This is a genomic window from Cupriavidus sp. JZ107 (assembly GCF_053903255.1).
On record NZ_CP096481.1, the window covers coordinates 2,268,368 to 2,284,136 of the forward strand.

Genomic DNA, 15,769 nt, shown 5'->3' on the forward strand with positions numbered 1-15,769 from the left:
GTCAGAACAGGAAATAGCGCTGCGCCATCGGCAGCGAGGTCGCCGGCTCGCAGGTCAGCAGCTGGCCGTCGGCGACGACCTGGTAGGTCTCGGGATCGACGGTGACCGTCGGCTGCCAGTCGTTGTGGATCATGTCGCGCTTGCTGACCGTGCGTGTGCCGCGCACCGCCGACAGCGTCTTCTGCAGCCCATAACGCCCGCCCACATCCGCAGCCAGCGCGGCCTGCGACACGAAGGTCAGCGACGACCGGTGCAGCGCGCCGCCTGCGCTGGCGAACATCGGCCGATAATGCACCGGCTGCGGCGTCGGGATCGACGCGTTGGGATCGCCCATCGCCGCGGCGGCGATCATGCCGCCCTTCAGGATCAGGCTCGGCTTGACGCCGAAGAACGCCGGCTTCCACAGCACCAGGTCCGCCCACTTGCCGACCTCGATCGAGCCAACCTCGTGCGCGACGCCATGCGTCAGTGCCGGATTGATCGTGTACTTGGCGACATAGCGCTTGACGCGGAAGTTGTCGTGCCCGCCGCGCGCATCGTGCGGATCGCCGGGAAGCTTGCCGCGCTGCAACGCCATCTTGTGCGCGGTCTGCCAGGTGCGCAGGATCACCTCGCCGACGCGCCCCATCGCCTGCGAATCGCTGGAGATCATCGAGAACGCGCCGAGGTCGTGCAGGATGTCCTCGGCCGCGATGGTCTCGCGGCGAATCCGGCTCTCGGCAAAGGCGATGTCCTCGGCGATCGACGGATCGAGGTGGTGGCAGACCATCAGCATGTCCAGATGCTCGTCGATCGTATTGATCGTGTAGGGCCGCGTCGGGTTGGTCGACGACGGCAGCACGTTGGCCTCGCCGCAGACCTTGATGATGTCCGGCGCATGCCCGCCGCCGGCGCCTTCGGTGTGATAGGTATGGATGGTGCGGCCCTTGAACGCGGCGATGGTCGCCTCGACGAAGCCACCCTCGTTCAGCGTGTCGGTATGGATGGCGACCTGCACGTCGGTCGCGTCGGCCACCGACAGGCAGGTATCGATGGCGGCCGGCGTGGTGCCCCAGTCCTCGTGCAGCTTCAGCCCGATCGCGCCGGCCTCGACCTGCTCGACGATCGGCTGCGGCAGGCTGGCGTTGCCCTTGCCGAGCAGGCCGATATTCATCGGATAGGCGTCCACCGCCTGCAGCATCCGCTCCATGTGCCAGGGGCCCGGCGTCACCGTGGTCGCATAGGTGCCGGTAGCCGGACCGGTGCCGCCGCCGATCATCGTCGTGACGCCGCTCATCAGCGCCTCCTCGATCTGCTGCGGGCAGATGAAGTGGATATGGCTGTCGATGCCGCCGGCGGTGACGATCATCCCCTCGCCCGCGATCACCTCGGTGCCCGGACCGATGACGATCGCCACGCCCGGCTGGATATCGGGATTGCCGGCCTTGCCGATGCCGGCGATGCGGCCGTCCTTGATGCCGATATCGGCCTTGACGATGCCCCAATGGTCGACGATCAGCGCATTGGTGATCACGGTGTCGACGCAGTCGCGCGCCAGCCGCTGGCTCTGCCCCATGCCGTCGCGGATCACCTTGCCGCCGCCGAACTTGACCTCCTCGCCGTAGATCGTGAAATCCTTCTCGACCTCGATGACCAGCGCGGTATCGGCCAGCCGCACGCGGTCGCCGGTGGTCGGCCCGAACATCTCGGCATAAGCCTGCCTTCCGATCGTCAACGCCATCACAGCGCTCCCATGATCTTGCCGTTGAAGCCGTAGACGATGCGGTCGCCATCGAGGGCGACCAGCTCGACCGTGCGCGACTGCCCGGGCTCGAAGCGCACCGCGGTACCGGCGGCGATATTGAGCCGGAAGCCGCGCGCGGCATCGCGGTCGAACTCCAGCGCGGCGTTGGTCTCGTGGAAGTGGAAATGCGAGCCGACCTGGATCGGCCGGTCGCCGGTATTGGCGACCGCCAGCCGTATCGTCGCGCGGCCCGCGTTCAGTTCGATCTCGCCGTCGGCGGGCATCAGTTCACCGGGGATCATCGGGTCTCCTGTCGTTGGTCGGGGCGGATTCGAGCCACCATCGGGCCACCATCGGGCCACCATCAGGCCACCATCAGCCCGACGCCATACAGCGCGACGCCGGCCCCAAGCGCGCGCGCCAGCCACGGCGCATGCCGGCGCAGTACCGAGCCGGCGGCGATGCCGGCCAGATGCAGCGCCATCGTCGCCAGCGCGAAGCCGCCGACATAGGCCAGCACCGCAGGCAGCGCGCCGGCACTCGCGGGCAGTTCGGCACCGTGCGCATGGCCATGGAACAGTGCGAAGCCGCCGACCAGCGCCATCGCCACGCCGGAGGGCAGCCGCGCACTCAGCGCGACCAGCAGGCCGATCACCAGCAGCGAGGCGGCGATCATCGGCTCGACCGCGGGCAGGGCAACACCGGCGAGGCCGAGCGCGGCGCCGACCAGCATCAGCGCGACGAAGGCCAGCGGCAACCGCAGCACGCCGCCACCCGCTCCGCCACCCGCGCCTGCGCCACGCACCGCCAGCGCACTCCAGACGCCCACCGCCACCATCGCCAGCAGATGGTCGGCACCGGTCAGCGGATGCAGCAGGCCGGAGGCGAGACTGGCGCCGACGCTGGCGACATCGTGGCCCGGATGCGCCAGTGCCGGCCCGCTGGCGAGCAGCGCGGCCGCAGCGGCGAGATGAGCGGCGACACCCGCCCGGCCACGCGGCATGGCTTGTTGGAAGGAAACGGAACGAATGAAACCGGCCATGTTGGTCCTCGGTAGAAAACGGAAATTCAGTCAGCGGCGGCGATGCTGGCGATGCGGGTGACGCAGGTCAGACGATCGGCTGGTGCACGGTGACCAGCTTGGTGCCGTCGGGAAAGGTCGCCTCGACCTGGATCTCCGGGATCATTTCGGCGACCCCGTCCATCACGTCCTCGCGCGACAGCACCGTGGTGCCGGCATGCATCAGCTCGGCGACGGTGCGCCCGTCGCGCGCGCCCTCCATGATCGCGGCGGTGATCAGCGCGACCGCCTCCGGATAGTTCAGCTTCAGCCCACGCGCGCGGCGGCGCTCGGCCAGCAGCGCGGCGGTGAAGATCAGCAGCTTGTCCTTCTCTCTTGGCGTCAGTTCCATCGCCAGTCCTCAACGTTCTGTCGTTACGTCGACCTGTCAGATCGACCTGGTGGATCGACCTGCTGGATCGACCTGCTGGATCGACTTGTCAGTTCGACCCGTTACGTCGCCCACAGCCGCAACGGCCTCGCCGCTACCCCATGGATCGGCATCCGCAACGCGCTCCACGCCGCGACCATCAGCTCGCGCACCGGCTCGATGCGCGCGCCCAGCACGCGCAGCAGCAGCATCGGCTGCTCGGGGTCGGCCAGGCACGTCACGCCGGCACGCAGATCGGGCCGATACGGCAGGCGCTCGGCAAGCTGCTCGGCCAGTTCCTGCGTCGCGCCCGCGCCGACGGCCCACAGCGTGCCGAGCACCGGCAGGCCGTCGAGCCCGACGCGCGCCCGGCGCACCGGCGAATCGGCATCGAGGCGGGCATGCTCGCGCCACAGCGTGCGGACGCCCTGTCCGATGCGCGTGTCCATCCACGCGGTGCCGCGCCGCCATTGCTCGCCGGACGCCTGCCGCCCGAGCACCAGCGCGTCCCAGCCGATCGCGCTGGCGCCCGGGGCGACCTCCACCGTGGTCGCGAGCCGCGCGCGCGCATCGTCGAACACGATGTTCTCCTGCGGCAGCCAGTCCAGCTTCGCGCCGGCCGCGACCGAGATGCGCACGCGCTGGCTGGCGTCGCGGCCGAGCGACTTGTACCACTTGGTCGCGCCCGGCGTCGCCAGCACCGCGTGCGCACCGGGCTCGATGCCGATATCGATGTCGAGCACGTCGCCGCCCGCGATGCCGGCCGGCGGATGCAGCACCACCGCATGGCAGATGCCGCCCTCCGGATACAGCGGCTTCTGCACCATCAGGGGCCCGGCATGCCGCCGCTCGACCAGCGCGGTGCGTTCGCCGCGCACCGCGAAGCGCAGCCGCAGGCTGGCGTGCCACGCGGCCGGCATGGCCATCGTCGCGGCAGGATCGTCGGCGGGAAAATCGGGATGGCGCATAGACTCGGCGGAGGCGGAAGCGAACGCGAAGACGGAACGCGGCCTAGACCGCGATCATTTCCCGCACGCCCTGCTCTTCCATTCGCCCGCCCTCGCCGCTGGCCACCACCTCCCCGCGGCTCATCACCACGTAGTGATCGGCCAGATGGCGCGCGAACTCGTAGTACTGCTCGACCAGCAGCACCGTCATGCCGAACTCGTCGACCAGCAGCCGCAACGCGCGGCCGATGTCCTGGATGATCGACGGCTGGATGCCTTCGGTCGGCTCGTCGAGGATCAGCAGCTTCGGCTCGCTCATCAGCGCGCGGCCGATCGCCAGCTGCTGTTGCTGTCCGCCCGACAGGTCGCCGCCGCGGCGCTGCCGCATCGTGCGCAGCACCGGAAACAGCTGGTAGATGCGGTCGGGCACGCCGGCCGGCTTGCCGCGGCTGGCGGCGCCGATCAGCAGGTTCTCTTCGACGGTCAGCCGCGGAAAGATCTCGCGGCCCTGCGGCACATAGGCCAGGCCCGCGGCGACGCGCTCGTAGGGCGGCGCCTTGTCCAGCGTCCGGCCGTGCCAGCGGATGGTGCCGCTGCGGGTCGGCACCACGCCCATCAGGCATTTCAGCAGCGTGCTCTTGCCCACGCCGTTGCGGCCGAGCAGCGTGGTCAGCCGGCCCTCCGGCACGTCGAAGCTGACGTCGCGCAGGATATGGCTGCCGCCGTAGTACTGGTTCAATCCGCTGACTTGCAGCATCGGTTTTCCTTTCTGCGCTTCCATTCCGCGCCGCCGTTCAGCGCCGCCGTTCAGCGCCCCAAATACGATTCGATCACGCGCTCGTCGCGCTTGACCGCGTCCAGCGTGCCCTCGGCCAGCACGCTGCCCTCCGCCAGCACCGTGACCTTGCCGGCCTCGCCCGCCAGCGCGGCGACGAATTCCATGTCGTGCTCGACCACCATCATCGAGCAGCTGCCCCGCAGGCCATTGAGCAGCTTCGCCAGCTGCATCGTTTCCTCGTCGGTCATGCCGGCTACCGGCTCGTCGAGCAACAACAGCTGCGGCCGCTGCATCAGCAGCATGCCGATCTCGAGACGCTGCTTCTGGCCGTGCGACAACAGCCCCGCCGGCCGGTAGGCCTCGTCCTCCAGGCCCGTCAGCGCCAGCGTCTGCTCGATGCGGCGGCGGCCATCGGCGTCGAGCCGTGCGCGCAGCGACGACCACCAGCGCTTGTCGGCCTTCATCGCCAGCTCCAGGTTCTCCCACACCGCGTGCTGCTCGAACACGGTCGGCTTCTGGAACTTGCGGCCGATGCCGGTCTGCGCGATGGTCGGCTCGTTCAGCCGCATCAGGTCGATGCTCTGGCCAAGGAACACGCGGCCGCTGACCGAGGCATTGCGTGGTCCGGTCTTGCCGGTGATCACATCCATCATCGTGGTCTTGCCCGCGCCATTGGGGCCGATCACGCAGCGCAGTTCGCCGTGGTCGATCGACAGCGTCAGCCGGTTCAAAGCGCGGAAGCCGTCGAACTGCACGGTGACGTCCTCCAGATACAGGATCGGGCCGTGCGAGACGTCGATGGCGCCGCGCTCGAGCACGCGGCCCAGGCCGGTGGCGTCGCCGCTTTCCGCCTGCGCCGCGTCGTGGCGTTCTTTCATTGCGGCGTTCATGCCTTTCCTCCGCTGCCGGCAGGCACCGCCACGGGCGCGGGCTTGGGTGCCGCCGTTGCACCCGCCGCGCCGCCCCGCCGCAGGCGAACCAGCAGCCCCACGACGCCGTTTGGCAGATACAGCGTCACCAGCACGAACATCGCGCCGAGCAGGAACAGCCAGTACTCGGCGAAATGCGCGGTGAACAGCGTCTTGGCGCCATTGACGAGGAACGCGCCGATCACCGGACCGATCAGCGTGCCGCGTCCGCCGACCGCGACCCAGACCGCCATCTCGATCGAGTTCGCCGGCGACATCTCGCCCGGATTGATGATGCCGACCTGCGGCACGTACAGCGCGCCCGCGATGCCGCACAGCACCGCCGAGAAGGTCCAGACGAACAGCTTGTAGCCGAGCGGGTTGTAGCCGGAGAACATCACGCGCGTCTCGGCATCGCGCACCGCGGTGACCACGCGGCCAAGCTTCGAGGTCACGATATAGCGGCAGGCGATCAGCCCGCCCAGCAGCGCGAACGCGGTCAGTACGAACAGCACGGTGCGCGTCTCGGGTGCGGCGATCGCGAAGCCGGCGATGCGCTTGAAGTCGGTGAAGCCGTTGTTGCCGCCGAAGCCTGTCTCGTTGCGGAAGAACAGCAGCATCGCGGCATAGGTCATCGCCTGCGTGATGATCGACAGGTAGACGCCCTTGATGCGCGAGCGGAACGCGAAGAAGCCGAACAGCCAGGCCAGCACGCCGGGCACCAGCACCACCAGCAGCAGCGCGTAGCCCAGATGCTCGGTGCCGTGCCAGAACCACGGCAGCTCCTTCCAGTCGAGGAACACCATGAAGTCGGGCAGCTCGCTGCGATAGACACCGTCGCGGCCGATCGCGCGCATCAGGTACATGCCCATCGCATAGCCGCCGAGCGCGAAGAACAGCCCGTGGCCCAGGCTCAGGATGCCGCAGTAGCCCCACACCAGATCGAGCGCGATCGCCGCCAGCGCGAAGCACATGATCTTGCCGATCAGCGTCAGCGCATAGGCCGACAGATGCAGCGGATGCGTGTCGGGCAGCACCAGCGCGCACACCGGCACCACCACGGCGGCGAGCAGCGCGAGCAGCGCCAGCGCCAGCCAGCCGCGCGTGGAGAACAGCGGCTGGCGCGCGGGCACCGCCAGCGTGAAGGCGCGCGTTGAAGGATCGATCGAGCTTTGCATCATGCCTCCGCGCTGCGCCCCTTGAGCGCGAACAGTCCCTGCGGCCGCTTCTGGATGAACAGCACGATCAGCACCAGGACGATGATCTTGGCCAGCACCGCGCCGTAGAACGGCTCGATGAACTTGTTGATGATCCCCAGGCCGAAGGCGCCGACGATGGTGCCGGCCAGCTGCCCGACGCCGCCGAGGACGACCACCATGAAGGAATCGATGATGTAGGCCTGCCCCAGGTCCGGGCCGACATTGCCGATCTGCGACAACGCGCAGCCGCCGAGCCCGGCGATGCCCGCGCCGAAGGCAAACGCATAGCTGTCGACCTTCCAGGTCCGTACGCCGACGCACGCTGCCATCGTGCGGTTCTGCGTGGTGGCGCGCACGAACAGCCCGAGCCGGGTGCGATTGAGCACGGCCCAGGCGATCACCACCACGGCCAGCGCGAACACGACGATGACGATGCGGTTGTACGGAATCACCAGTCCCGGCATCCACTGCACGCCGCCGCTCATCCAGCTGGGGTTCGCCACCTCGACGTTCTGCGCGCCGAACAGCATCCGCACCGCCTGCATCAGCAGCAGGCTGATGCCGAAGGTCGCCAGCAGCGTTTCCAGCGGACGGCCGTACAGATGGCGCAGCACCAGCCGCTCCAGCACGAAGCCGACCGCGGCGGCAGCGAGGAAGGCCGCGGGCAAGGCCGCCGGCAGATACCAGTCGAAGGCATCGGGCAGATAGGTGCGGAACAGCGTCTGCACCAGCCAGGTCGCATAGGCGCCGATCATCAGGAATTCGCCATGGGCCATGTTGATCACGCCGATCAGGCCATAGGTGATGGCCAGGCCCAGTGCGGCCAGCAGCAGCACGCTGCCCAGGCTCAGGCCCGCGAACAGGTTGCCGATCAGCTCGGCCTGGCGTTCACTGGCGCGCAGATTGTCGAGGGCCTGCTGCGCGGCGGCACGCAGTTGCGCGTCGGGCTCGCGGTACTGGCCGCTGTCGTCGCGCTCGACCAGCGGCTGCAGCCGCTGGCGCGTGGCCGGATCGCTGTCGCGGCCCAGTATGCGAATCGCCTCCAGCCGCTCGTCGCGGCTGCCGTCGGCGAGCACGGTATTGGCCCAGATCACGTCGAGCCTGGCGCGCAGCGCGGTGTCGGCTTCCGACTGGCGTGCGGCGGCGACGGCCTCGCGCGGCGCGTCCTCGGGGCGCTCGAGCAGCGCGGCAATCGCCTGCGCGCGTACCGCGGCATCCGGCGACGCCAGCAGCAGGCTGCCGGCCGCGCCGTCGACCTGCGCGCGCAGGCTGTTGTTCAGGGTCAGCGATTGCAGCGCGCCGGCATCGACCTCGACCGGCTTGCCGGTGATCGCGTCGATCGCACGCTCGCCGTCGACGCGCACCATGCCGATGCCCGGCGCGAACTGCAGCGTGTCGTCCTGCAGTGCCCGCAGGATCGGGCCAGCCTGCTTCGGATCGGCCTTGGCCAGCGCGGCGATGGCGGCGCGCTTGGCGTCGAAGTCGTCTTCGGCCAGCGGCTGCAGGTCGGCCTGGGTCAGCGCGGTGGCGGCCCACAGCGCGGGTGCGGCCAGCAGCAGCGGCAGCACCAGCAGCACGGCAAGCGTGGCGCGCCACCAGGAGGCGCGGGGCAGCATCGGTCGGGACATGGAAATGGGTAGTGTCCTGGATGATGGAGTGGGCTTGAAGCGGATGGCAGTGGGATAGCGAGCGCCGCTACCCTCTCCCCCGCCCCTTTCCCGCAAGCGGGAGAGGGGAGAAAACCGGCGGTGCAATTGTCTTTGCGACGGTGTTCTCCCTCTTCCCCGCCCCTCTCCCGCAAGCGGGAGAGAAGAAAACCTGCGAGAGAACCGACGGTCTTCTCCCTCTCCGTCCAGCGGAATCAGAGAACCGACGGTGTTCTCCCTCTCCCCCTCAGGGGGAGAGGGTCGGGGAGAGGGGGTGGTTTGCCACCCTCTCCCGCAAGGAGCCTCACATCACCTTGTCCGGCTTGCCCTCGTTGCCCGCGATGAACGGGCTCCACGGCTGCGCGCGCAGCGGCTTCGGCGTCTTCCAGACGACCGAGAACTGGCCATCGCCCTTGACCTCGCCGATCATCACCGGCTTGTACAGATGGTGGTTCTCGCCCATCGTCAGCGTGAAGCCGCTTGGCGCCTTGAAGGTCTGGCCGATCATCGCGGCGCGGACCTTGTTCGGATCGGTGGTGCCGGCCTTCTTGACCGCCTGCGCCCACATATGGATGCCGACGTAGGTCGCTTCCATCGGATCGTTGGTCACGCGCTTGTCGCCGCCCGGCAGCTTGTTGGCCTGGACCCAGGACGCCCATTGCTTCTTGAACGCGTCGTTCTCCGGGTTCTTGACCGACATGAAGTAGTTCCATGCGGCCAGGTGGCCGACCAGCGGCTTGGTATCGATGCCGCGCAGTTCTTCCTCGCCGACCGAGAACGCCACCACCGGCACGTCCTTGGCCTTCAGGCCCGCGTTGCCCAGCTCCTTGTAGAACGGCACATTGGAGTCGCCGTTGATCGTCGAGATCACCGCGGTGCGGCCGCCCTGCGAGAACTTCTTGATGTTGGCGACGATGGTCTGGTAATCGCTGTGGCCGAACGGCGTGTAGACCTCCTCGATATCCTTGTCGGCCACGCCCTTGCTCTTCAGGAATGCGCGCAGGATCTTGTTGGTGGTGCGCGGATACACGTAGTCGGTGCCCAGCAGGAAGAAGCGCTTCGCGCCGCCGCCCTCCTTGCTCATCAGGTACTCGACCGCGGGAATGGCCTGCTGGTTCGGCGCCGCGCCGGTGTAGAAGACGTTCTTCGACATCTCCTCGCCCTCGTACTGCACCGGATAGAACAGCAGCGCGTTCAGTTCCTCGTAGACCGGCAGCACCGACTTGCGCGACACCGAGGTCCAGCAGCCGAAGGTCACCGCAACCTTGTCGTTGCTGATCAGCTGGCGCGCCTTCTCGGCGAACAGCGGCCAGTTCGACGCGGGATCGACGACTACCGGCACCAGCTTGCGGCCCAGCACGCCGCCGCTCTTGTTGATCTCGTCGATGGCCATCAGCGCGACGTCCTTCAGCGACGTCTCCGAGATCGCCATCGTGCCCGACAGCGAATGCAGCACGCCCACCTTGATCGGCTCTTTCGATTGCGCGATCGCCAGCGGGCTGGTACCGATCATCGCCGCGGCGGCCACCGCCGACAGCTTCAATATCTCACGTCGTTTCATTGCAGCTCCCTAGCTCGTATTGGTGTTCGAGGAAGAACGCACCCCGGCAGGGACTTCTGCAACTAGCGTGCCACCAAAAAAGAACGCGGCCTGTGGCCGCGTGGGTGACTGCATCGAGATGACGGCACCGTGGCGGTGCGCCGGCGCCTTGCATCACGATGGTGCGATGACGCAAAGCGGTGCGGCGCACCGCGCCGGGGCGTCAGGAATAGCGCCGGCTGATCGATTCGGCGACGCAGACCGGACGGTCGCTGCCCTCGCGCTCGATCGTGACCTCCCAGGTCGACTGCGCGCCGACCAGGTCCGGTGCATTGGGCGGCGGCGCGATGCGCTCGACCTTCAGCAGCTTGATGCGCGCGCGCAGCCGGCTGCCGACCGGCACCGGCGCGGTGAAGCGCACGCGGTTCAGGCCGTAGTTGACGCCGATCTTGACGCCCGGCATCTGCATCGCACTCTGCATCAGCGCGGGCAGCAGCGACAGCGTCAGGAAGCCGTGCGCGACCGGCGCGCCGAACGGCGATTCGCGCCGCGCGCGTTCGGGATCGACGTGAATCCACTGATGGTCGCCGGTCGCCTCGGCGAACAGATTGACCTGGTGCTGCGTGATCTCGGTCCAGTCGCTGACGGCGACCTCCTGCCCCTGCAGGCCCTCGAGTTCTTCCAGCGAAGCGATGGTGCGCATCTTCTCTCCTTGTCCAATGTCAGGCCGGCCGGCGGCCATACATGCCCATGCCCTTGACGGTGCAGACCAGCTCGCCGCGCTGGTTGACCGCCTCCCACTGCGTGTGCACGACGCCGCGATCGGGCTTGGACTGCGACGGCCGCTTGTCCAGCACCGCGACAAACACGGTCAGCGTGTCGCCGGCATAGACCGGCTTGAGCCAGCGGATCTCGTCGACCCCAGGCGAGCCCATGCTGGCGGATTTCGATGTCATGTTGTCGACCAGCATGCGCATCATCACCGCGCAGGTCATCCAGCCGCTCGAGATCAGGCCGCCGTAGATGCTCTTCTTCGCCGCCTCCTTGTCGACGTGGAACGGCTGCGGATCGTATTGCGTGGCAAAGCTGACGATCTCGTCCTCGGTGATCAGCCGCGAGCCGAGCTCGCGCCGGCTGCCGACGACGAAGTCTTCGAAGTACATGGTGTCGGACATGGGGTCTCCGTGGTTGTCGGTATCGACAATGTATCGAGTGTGTTCTCCCTCTCCCCTCAGGGGAGAGGGTCGGGGAGAGGGGTGGTTTCAGTCGCCACGTACATAGCGACCGCCGCTGCCCTCTCCCCCGCCCCTCTCCCGCACGCGGGAGAGGGGAGAAACCCGGAATGCAAAAAGCCGCGCCGGACGTTCAGCCCGAGCGCGGCCTTGCTTGCCTCAGCGGCTGGCCATCATGCCGCCTGCTGGAATTCCGGCAGGCTGGCGAAGCGGCCAAGATGGTGGTCGACGTCGCCGAAGGTCGTGTTGATCAGCGTCAGCCGCTTGAACATGTGCGCGGCCGGCAGTTCGTCGGTGACGCCCATGCCGCCGTGGATCTGCACCGCTTCCTGGCCGACCGTGCGCGCCGCCTGTCCGACCCGCGCCTTGGCGGCGGACACGTAGCGGCGGCGCTCCTCGGGGCTCGCCTCGTCGAAGCGGGCCGCGGCCAGCAGCGTGATCGAGCGCGACTGTTCGGCATGGATGAACATCTCGACCATGCGGTGCTGCAGCGCCTGGAAGCGCGCGATCGGCACGCCGAACTGCTGGCGCGTCTTGGCGTACTCGATGGTGGCGGCGGTCAGCGTGTCCATCACGCCCACGGCCTCGGCGCACAGCAGCACCGCGGCGTAGTCGGCGACCTGCTCGAGCAGCGCCCAGCCCTGGCCCTCGGCGCCCAGCAGTTCGCCAGCGGCGTCCTGGAACGTGATATCGGCCGCGTGCAGGTTGTCGATCGTGCGGTAGTCGCGAATGGTGACGCCCGGCGCCTTGGCATCGACCAGGAACAGCGAGATGCCGTCCTGGTCGGCGTTGCCGCCGCCGCTGCGCGCCGACACCACCAGCTTGTCGGCCTGGCCGCCGTGGATCGCCACGACCTTGGTGCCGTTCAGCTTGCCGCCCTTGGCGGTCACGCGCACGTCGTTCAGCGTGTAGCGTGCCTCGCGCTCGTTGAACGCGGTGGCCAGCTTGATTTCGCCGCCGGCAACCTGTTCGAGCACCGCGTCCTGGCCGCCGGCCTGCTTCAGCGCGTAGGCGGCGGTCACCGTCGCCAGATAGGGCTCGACCACCAGGCCGCGGCCCAGCTCCTGCATCACCACCATCATGTCGATGGCCGACCCGTTGAAGCCGCCCTGCGCCTCGGGCACCGGCAGCGCGGTCAGGCCGAGTTCGACCAGCGCGTTCCAGGCCGCCTCGCTGTAGCCGGTCTCGCTCTTGTAGGCCTTCTTGCGGGACTCGAAGTCGTAGCTCTTGTCGATGAAGCGGCGTACCGCATCAGCCAGTTGCTTCTGCTCGTCGCTGAGATTGAAGTTCATGGTTCCTGTCTCCTCACAGCCCCAGGATCATCTGGCTGATGATGTTCTTCTGGATTTCGTTGGATCCGCCGTAGATCGAGGTCTTGCGGAAGTTGAAGTAGTACGCGGCCAGCGGCGCGGCATCGTCGTAGCCGGTCACCGCATGCTCGGTCTCGCACTCCAGGTAGTCGCGGTCGAACGGCTGCGCGTACGGGCCGACGGCTTCGACCATCAGCTCGGTCAGCATCTGCTGGATCTCGGTGCCCTTGATCTTCAGCAGCGAGGCCTCGGGGCCGGGGCCCTTGCCGGCGCTCTCGCTCGACACCACGCGCAGCACGGTGATTTCCAGTGCCATCAGCTCGATCTCCAGCGCGGCGACCTTGGCGCCGAACACCGGATCCTCCAGCAGCGGCTTGCCGTTCTTCTGCTGCTGGCGCGCGACGCGCTTCAGGAAGCCGAGCTCGCGCTTGGAATTGCCGACGCGGGCAATGCCGGTGCGCTCATGGCCGAGCAGGTACTTGGCGTAGGTCCAGCCCTTGTTCTCCTCGCCGACGCGGTTCTCGACCGGCACCTGGACGTTGTCGAAGAAGACCTCGTTCACCTCGTGGTCCTCGTCGAGCATGATGATCGGACGCACGGTGATGCCCGGCGTCTTCATGTCGATCAGCAGGAAGGAAATGCCCTCCTGCTTCTTGGCTTCGGGGTCGGTGCGGACCAGGCAGAAGATCATGTCGGCATGCTGGCCGAGCGTGGTCCAGGTCTTCTGGCCGTTGACGATGTAGTGCTTGCCGTCCGGGGTCAGTTCGGCGCGGGTCTTCAGCGAGGCCAGGTCCGAGCCCGAGCCCGGCTCCGAATAGCCCTGGCACCACCAGTCGGTGCAGTCCAGGATGCGCGGCAGGTAGTACGACTTCTGCTGCTCGTTGCCGTACTTCATGATCACCGGCGCGACCATCGCGACGCCGAAGGGCAGCACGCCGGGCGCGCCGACGCGGGCATTTTCCTCATCCCAGATATGGCGCTGGGTCGCGTTCCAGCCGGTGCCGCCGTACTCGACCGGCCAGTGCGGCGCCGACCAGCCCTTGCCCGCCAGGATCTTGTGCCAGCGCACCAGATCGTCGCGGTTGGGCCGGCGGTGATTCAGAATCTTGGCGCGAATGTCCGCCGGCAGGTTGGCTTCCAGCCAGCTGCGCACTTCCTCGCGGAAGGCGTTGTCGGCCGCCGTGTAATTGAGATCCATGCCCGTCTCCAGTGATGCCGGCTGCGGCCGGCAAATTGTTCTGGCCAACGCACCCTCGCACCGGCGCGAAGGCGGGCACGGGACGCGATTCAGTGAGCCGTCTGCTTCAGCGCATCCGGCACCACGAGCGGAAACGTTTCGATGCCCTCTTCGGCGAGCGCCTGCACTTCCTCCGGCGACGCCGTCCCGCGGATGCCGCGTTCCGGTGCCTCGTCGTAATGCATGCGCCTGGCCTCCTCGGCAAAGCGCGGCCCCACGTCCTCGGTCTGCGCCAGCACCTGCCTGACCGCCTGCAGATACAGCGATTGCAGAGCCTGCGCCGCCTGCGGGACCGCCTGTGCCTGCCGCGCCGGCGCCTGAGCAGCCGGCTGGCGCTCGGCCGCGCCGGACAGATTCAGGCGCGGGGCGCTCGGCAGCCGCGTCACCGCGTGGTCGCCGCAGACAGGACACTGAACGAGATCGCGCGAAATCTGCGACTGCGCATCGTCCTCCGAAGCAAACCAGCCTTCGAACCGATGGTCATGCGCGCAGCGCAGGTCGAGCACCTTCATGATGTTTCCAGCCCGTCAAAGCAAATATTAGCCGTGAATCGCAAATTTGTGAACGGTCGTTCTAATTTTTTCCTGACCGCGGCCAGCCTGGGGCTGGCGTCTGGGGAAGATGGTAGCGTCTCGGCGAATTTAAAGGTGGGTTGCCCTCTCCCCGGCCCTCCCCGGCCCTCTTCCGCAAGCGGGAGAGGGAGAACACCCTTGGCACACCGCCACCAGGCGGTTCGCTCCCCGCTCCCGCTTGCAGGAGAGGGGCTGGGGGAGAGGTCAGCAGCGCTCGCACAACCAGCGGGCCGGGATCAACCCGGCACCGTCTGCTCCCCCGGCTGCCAAGTCCCCGACAGCACCTTTTCCAGCCAGAACGCCCCGATGATGGTCTTGACGTCGGTGATGCGGCCCTGGCGGACCCAGTCGATCACCTGCCCCGCCGGCACGATCAGCGTTTCCAGGAATTCGCCGTCGTCGAGCGCCGCCTCGCCGGCGGTCAGGTCGCGCGCCAGGAACAGGTCGATGAACTCGGTCGAGTACGAGATCACCGGGTGGATGCGGGTCAGATAGTCCCAGCGCGCGGCGCTGTAGCCGGTCTCCTCGCGCAGTTCGCGCTCGCCGCAGCGCTGCGCCCCTTCCTGCGGATCGAGCTTGCCGGCCGGGAATTCCAGCATGACCTCGCGCACCGCATAGCGGAACTGGCGCTCCACCAGCACGGTGCCGTCGTCGAACAGCGGGATCATCATCACCGCGCCCGGATGCTCGACATACTCGCGGCCGGCCTGCTTGCCGTCGGGCAGCCGCACGATGTCCTGCTTCAGCGTCAGAAACTTGCCCCGGTGCAGCGTCGCGGACGCCAGGGGGACTTCCTTCAGATGGTCGTCGCCGCCGGCGTCGAGCGCTTCGGGCGAGACCAGGGAGGCGGCGTTGGCGCCTTGGGATCGGGATGACGACATGAACCCTCCGGGATGGCGAGGCCGCCGAAGGTCATGCCGGATTCGGCGTCAGCTCGCGCGATGTTTGACCAGGTACTGCCAGGTGTAGCCGGGGAAGGCGAACACCAGCATCAGGCAGGCGGTGATCGCGTAGAACTGCCAGCCCTGGGCGAAGCGGTTGCCCAGGCCGGCCTCGACCGCGAAGCCAACCGCGCCGACCAGCAGATAGTAGACGATCAGCTCGGCGAGCCGCATCCAGAACGGCTTGCGCGGCTTGCCGAGCGGAATGACCGCGAACAGGCGCTGGTTGACGAACGGCAGATTGGCACAGGCCAATGCCAGCAGGATGACAAACCAGCCGCCCGCGGATGCGCTCATTGCAGTTCG

The 15,769-nt window shown here is 67.8% G+C and carries 17 protein-coding genes; all 17 read right to left on the reverse strand.

Annotated elements, in window-relative coordinates:
* Position 1 precedes the first annotated feature (1 nt).
* The 17 genes from ureC to M1D55_RS19980 all read right to left on the reverse strand — a co-directional run bounded on the left by ureC (position 2) and on the right by M1D55_RS19980 (position 15,760).
* Positions 2 to 1,720, reverse strand: a complete 1,719-nt coding sequence (gene ureC / locus M1D55_RS19900) for an urease subunit alpha (protein WP_456281662.1) — start codon at positions 1,718 to 1,720, stop codon at positions 2 to 4.
* Positions 1,720 to 2,025: an urease subunit beta gene (locus M1D55_RS19905; RefSeq protein ID WP_006578015.1), complete on the reverse strand. Its 306-nt coding sequence runs from the start codon at positions 2,023 to 2,025 to the stop codon at positions 1,720 to 1,722. The genes ureC and M1D55_RS19905 overlap by 1 nt, the downstream gene beginning before the upstream one ends.
* A 62-nt stretch (positions 2,026 to 2,087) precedes the next feature.
* Positions 2,088 to 2,726, reverse strand: coding sequence for a HupE/UreJ family protein (locus tag M1D55_RS19910; protein ID WP_456282743.1), 639 nt, complete (start codon positions 2,724 to 2,726; stop codon positions 2,088 to 2,090).
* Between the two features lie 106 nt (positions 2,727 to 2,832).
* Positions 2,833 to 3,135 carry an urease subunit gamma gene (locus M1D55_RS19915; protein ID WP_006579911.1) on the reverse strand — a complete coding sequence of 101 codons (303 nt, stop codon included), beginning with the start codon at positions 3,133 to 3,135 and terminating at the stop codon, positions 2,833 to 2,835.
* A 101-nt stretch (positions 3,136 to 3,236) separates the two neighbouring features.
* Positions 3,237 to 4,121 carry an urease accessory protein UreD gene (locus M1D55_RS19920; protein WP_456281663.1) on the reverse strand — a complete coding sequence of 295 codons (885 nt, stop codon included), beginning with the start codon at positions 4,119 to 4,121 and terminating at the stop codon, positions 3,237 to 3,239.
* Between the two features lie 43 nt (positions 4,122 to 4,164).
* Positions 4,165 to 4,857, reverse strand: a complete 693-nt coding sequence (urtE, locus tag M1D55_RS19925) for an urea ABC transporter ATP-binding subunit UrtE (protein WP_006579909.1) — start codon at positions 4,855 to 4,857, stop codon at positions 4,165 to 4,167.
* Between the two features lie 50 nt (positions 4,858 to 4,907).
* Positions 4,908 to 5,756, reverse strand: a complete 849-nt coding sequence (gene urtD, locus M1D55_RS19930; RefSeq protein WP_456281664.1) for an urea ABC transporter ATP-binding protein UrtD — start codon at positions 5,754 to 5,756, stop codon at positions 4,908 to 4,910.
* An 8-nt stretch (positions 5,757 to 5,764) separates the two neighbouring features.
* Positions 5,765 to 6,967: an urea ABC transporter permease subunit UrtC gene (gene urtC, locus M1D55_RS19935; protein ID WP_156526365.1), complete on the reverse strand. Its 1,203-nt coding sequence runs from the start codon at positions 6,965 to 6,967 to the stop codon at positions 5,765 to 5,767.
* The gene (gene urtB, locus M1D55_RS19940; RefSeq protein WP_440268080.1) at positions 6,964 to 8,613 is read right to left on the reverse strand and encodes an urea ABC transporter permease subunit UrtB; all 1,650 of its coding nucleotides are present in this window, start codon (positions 8,611 to 8,613) and stop codon (positions 6,964 to 6,966) included. Before urtB ends, urtC begins: the two co-directional genes overlap by 4 nt.
* Positions 8,614 to 8,935: 322 nt before the next feature.
* Positions 8,936 to 10,192: an urea ABC transporter substrate-binding protein gene (urtA, locus tag M1D55_RS19945; protein ID WP_023263595.1), complete on the reverse strand. Its 1,257-nt coding sequence runs from the start codon at positions 10,190 to 10,192 to the stop codon at positions 8,936 to 8,938.
* 202 nt (positions 10,193 to 10,394) lie between these two features.
* Entirely contained in the window at positions 10,395 to 10,874 is a 480-nt protein-coding gene (locus tag M1D55_RS19950; RefSeq protein WP_006576677.1) for a MaoC family dehydratase, read from the reverse strand.
* Between the two features lie 19 nt (positions 10,875 to 10,893).
* On the reverse strand, positions 10,894 to 11,346 hold the full coding sequence (locus M1D55_RS19955; RefSeq protein ID WP_064573115.1) for a MaoC family dehydratase: 453 nt from the start codon (positions 11,344 to 11,346) through the stop codon (positions 10,894 to 10,896).
* A gap of 230 nt (positions 11,347 to 11,576) precedes the next feature.
* Positions 11,577 to 12,695 (reverse strand): acyl-CoA dehydrogenase family protein, encoded by a 1,119-nt coding sequence (locus tag M1D55_RS19960; RefSeq protein WP_456281665.1) that lies wholly within the window; start codon positions 12,693 to 12,695, stop codon positions 11,577 to 11,579.
* Positions 12,696 to 12,708: 13 nt separating this feature from the next.
* Positions 12,709 to 13,911: an acyl-CoA dehydrogenase family protein gene (locus tag M1D55_RS19965; RefSeq protein ID WP_232206808.1), complete on the reverse strand. Its 1,203-nt coding sequence runs from the start codon at positions 13,909 to 13,911 to the stop codon at positions 12,709 to 12,711.
* A gap of 89 nt (positions 13,912 to 14,000) precedes the next feature.
* Positions 14,001 to 14,462, reverse strand: a complete 462-nt coding sequence (locus tag M1D55_RS19970; RefSeq protein ID WP_006576681.1) for a DUF1178 family protein — start codon at positions 14,460 to 14,462, stop codon at positions 14,001 to 14,003.
* A gap of 296 nt (positions 14,463 to 14,758) precedes the next feature.
* The gene (locus M1D55_RS19975; protein WP_006576682.1) at positions 14,759 to 15,403 is read right to left on the reverse strand and encodes an NUDIX domain-containing protein; all 645 of its coding nucleotides are present in this window, start codon (positions 15,401 to 15,403) and stop codon (positions 14,759 to 14,761) included.
* Between the two features lie 48 nt (positions 15,404 to 15,451).
* Positions 15,452 to 15,760: a DUF2818 family protein gene (locus M1D55_RS19980; protein WP_006576683.1), complete on the reverse strand. Its 309-nt coding sequence runs from the start codon at positions 15,758 to 15,760 to the stop codon at positions 15,452 to 15,454.
* Between the last annotated feature and the right edge of the window lie 9 nt (positions 15,761 to 15,769).

Bases quoted from the DNA above. Each gene is read 5' to 3' on its own strand.
- M1D55_RS19905 (WP_006578015.1), bottom strand. From the start codon at position 2,025: ATGATCCCCGGTGAACTGATGCCCGCCGACGGCGAGATCGAACTGAAC.
- M1D55_RS19965 (WP_232206808.1), bottom strand. From the start codon at position 13,911: ATGGATCTCAATTACACGGCGGCCGACAACGCCTTCCGCGAGGAAGTG.
- M1D55_RS19960 (WP_456281665.1), bottom strand. From the start codon at position 12,695: ATGAACTTCAATCTCAGCGACGAGCAGAAGCAACTGGCTGATGCGGTA.
- M1D55_RS19915 (WP_006579911.1), bottom strand. From the start codon at position 3,135: ATGGAACTGACGCCAAGAGAGAAGGACAAGCTGCTGATCTTCACCGCC.
- urtA (WP_023263595.1), bottom strand. From the start codon at position 10,192: ATGAAACGACGTGAGATATTGAAGCTGTCGGCGGTGGCCGCCGCGGCG.
- M1D55_RS19920 (WP_456281663.1), bottom strand. From the start codon at position 4,121: ATGCGCCATCCCGATTTTCCCGCCGACGATCCTGCCGCGACGATGGCC.
- M1D55_RS19910 (WP_456282743.1), bottom strand. From the start codon at position 2,726: ATGCCGCGTGGCCGGGCGGGTGTCGCCGCTCATCTCGCCGCTGCGGCC.
- urtC (WP_156526365.1), bottom strand. From the start codon at position 6,967: ATGATGCAAAGCTCGATCGATCCTTCAACGCGCGCCTTCACGCTGGCG.
- M1D55_RS19955 (WP_064573115.1), bottom strand. From the start codon at position 11,346: ATGTCCGACACCATGTACTTCGAAGACTTCGTCGTCGGCAGCCGGCGC.
- M1D55_RS19975 (WP_006576682.1), bottom strand. From the start codon at position 15,403: ATGTCGTCATCCCGATCCCAAGGCGCCAACGCCGCCTCCCTGGTCTCG.
- M1D55_RS19980 (WP_006576683.1), bottom strand. From the start codon at position 15,760: ATGAGCGCATCCGCGGGCGGCTGGTTTGTCATCCTGCTGGCATTGGCC.
- urtE (WP_006579909.1), bottom strand. From the start codon at position 4,857: ATGCTGCAAGTCAGCGGATTGAACCAGTACTACGGCGGCAGCCATATC.
- M1D55_RS19950 (WP_006576677.1), bottom strand. From the start codon at position 10,874: ATGCGCACCATCGCTTCGCTGGAAGAACTCGAGGGCCTGCAGGGGCAG.
- urtD (WP_456281664.1), bottom strand. From the start codon at position 5,756: ATGAAAGAACGCCACGACGCGGCGCAGGCGGAAAGCGGCGACGCCACC.
- ureC (WP_456281662.1), bottom strand. From the start codon at position 1,720: ATGGCGTTGACGATCGGAAGGCAGGCTTATGCCGAGATGTTCGGGCCG.
- M1D55_RS19970 (WP_006576681.1), bottom strand. From the start codon at position 14,462: ATGAAGGTGCTCGACCTGCGCTGCGCGCATGACCATCGGTTCGAAGGC.
- urtB (WP_440268080.1), bottom strand. From the start codon at position 8,613: ATGTCCCGACCGATGCTGCCCCGCGCCTCCTGGTGGCGCGCCACGCTT.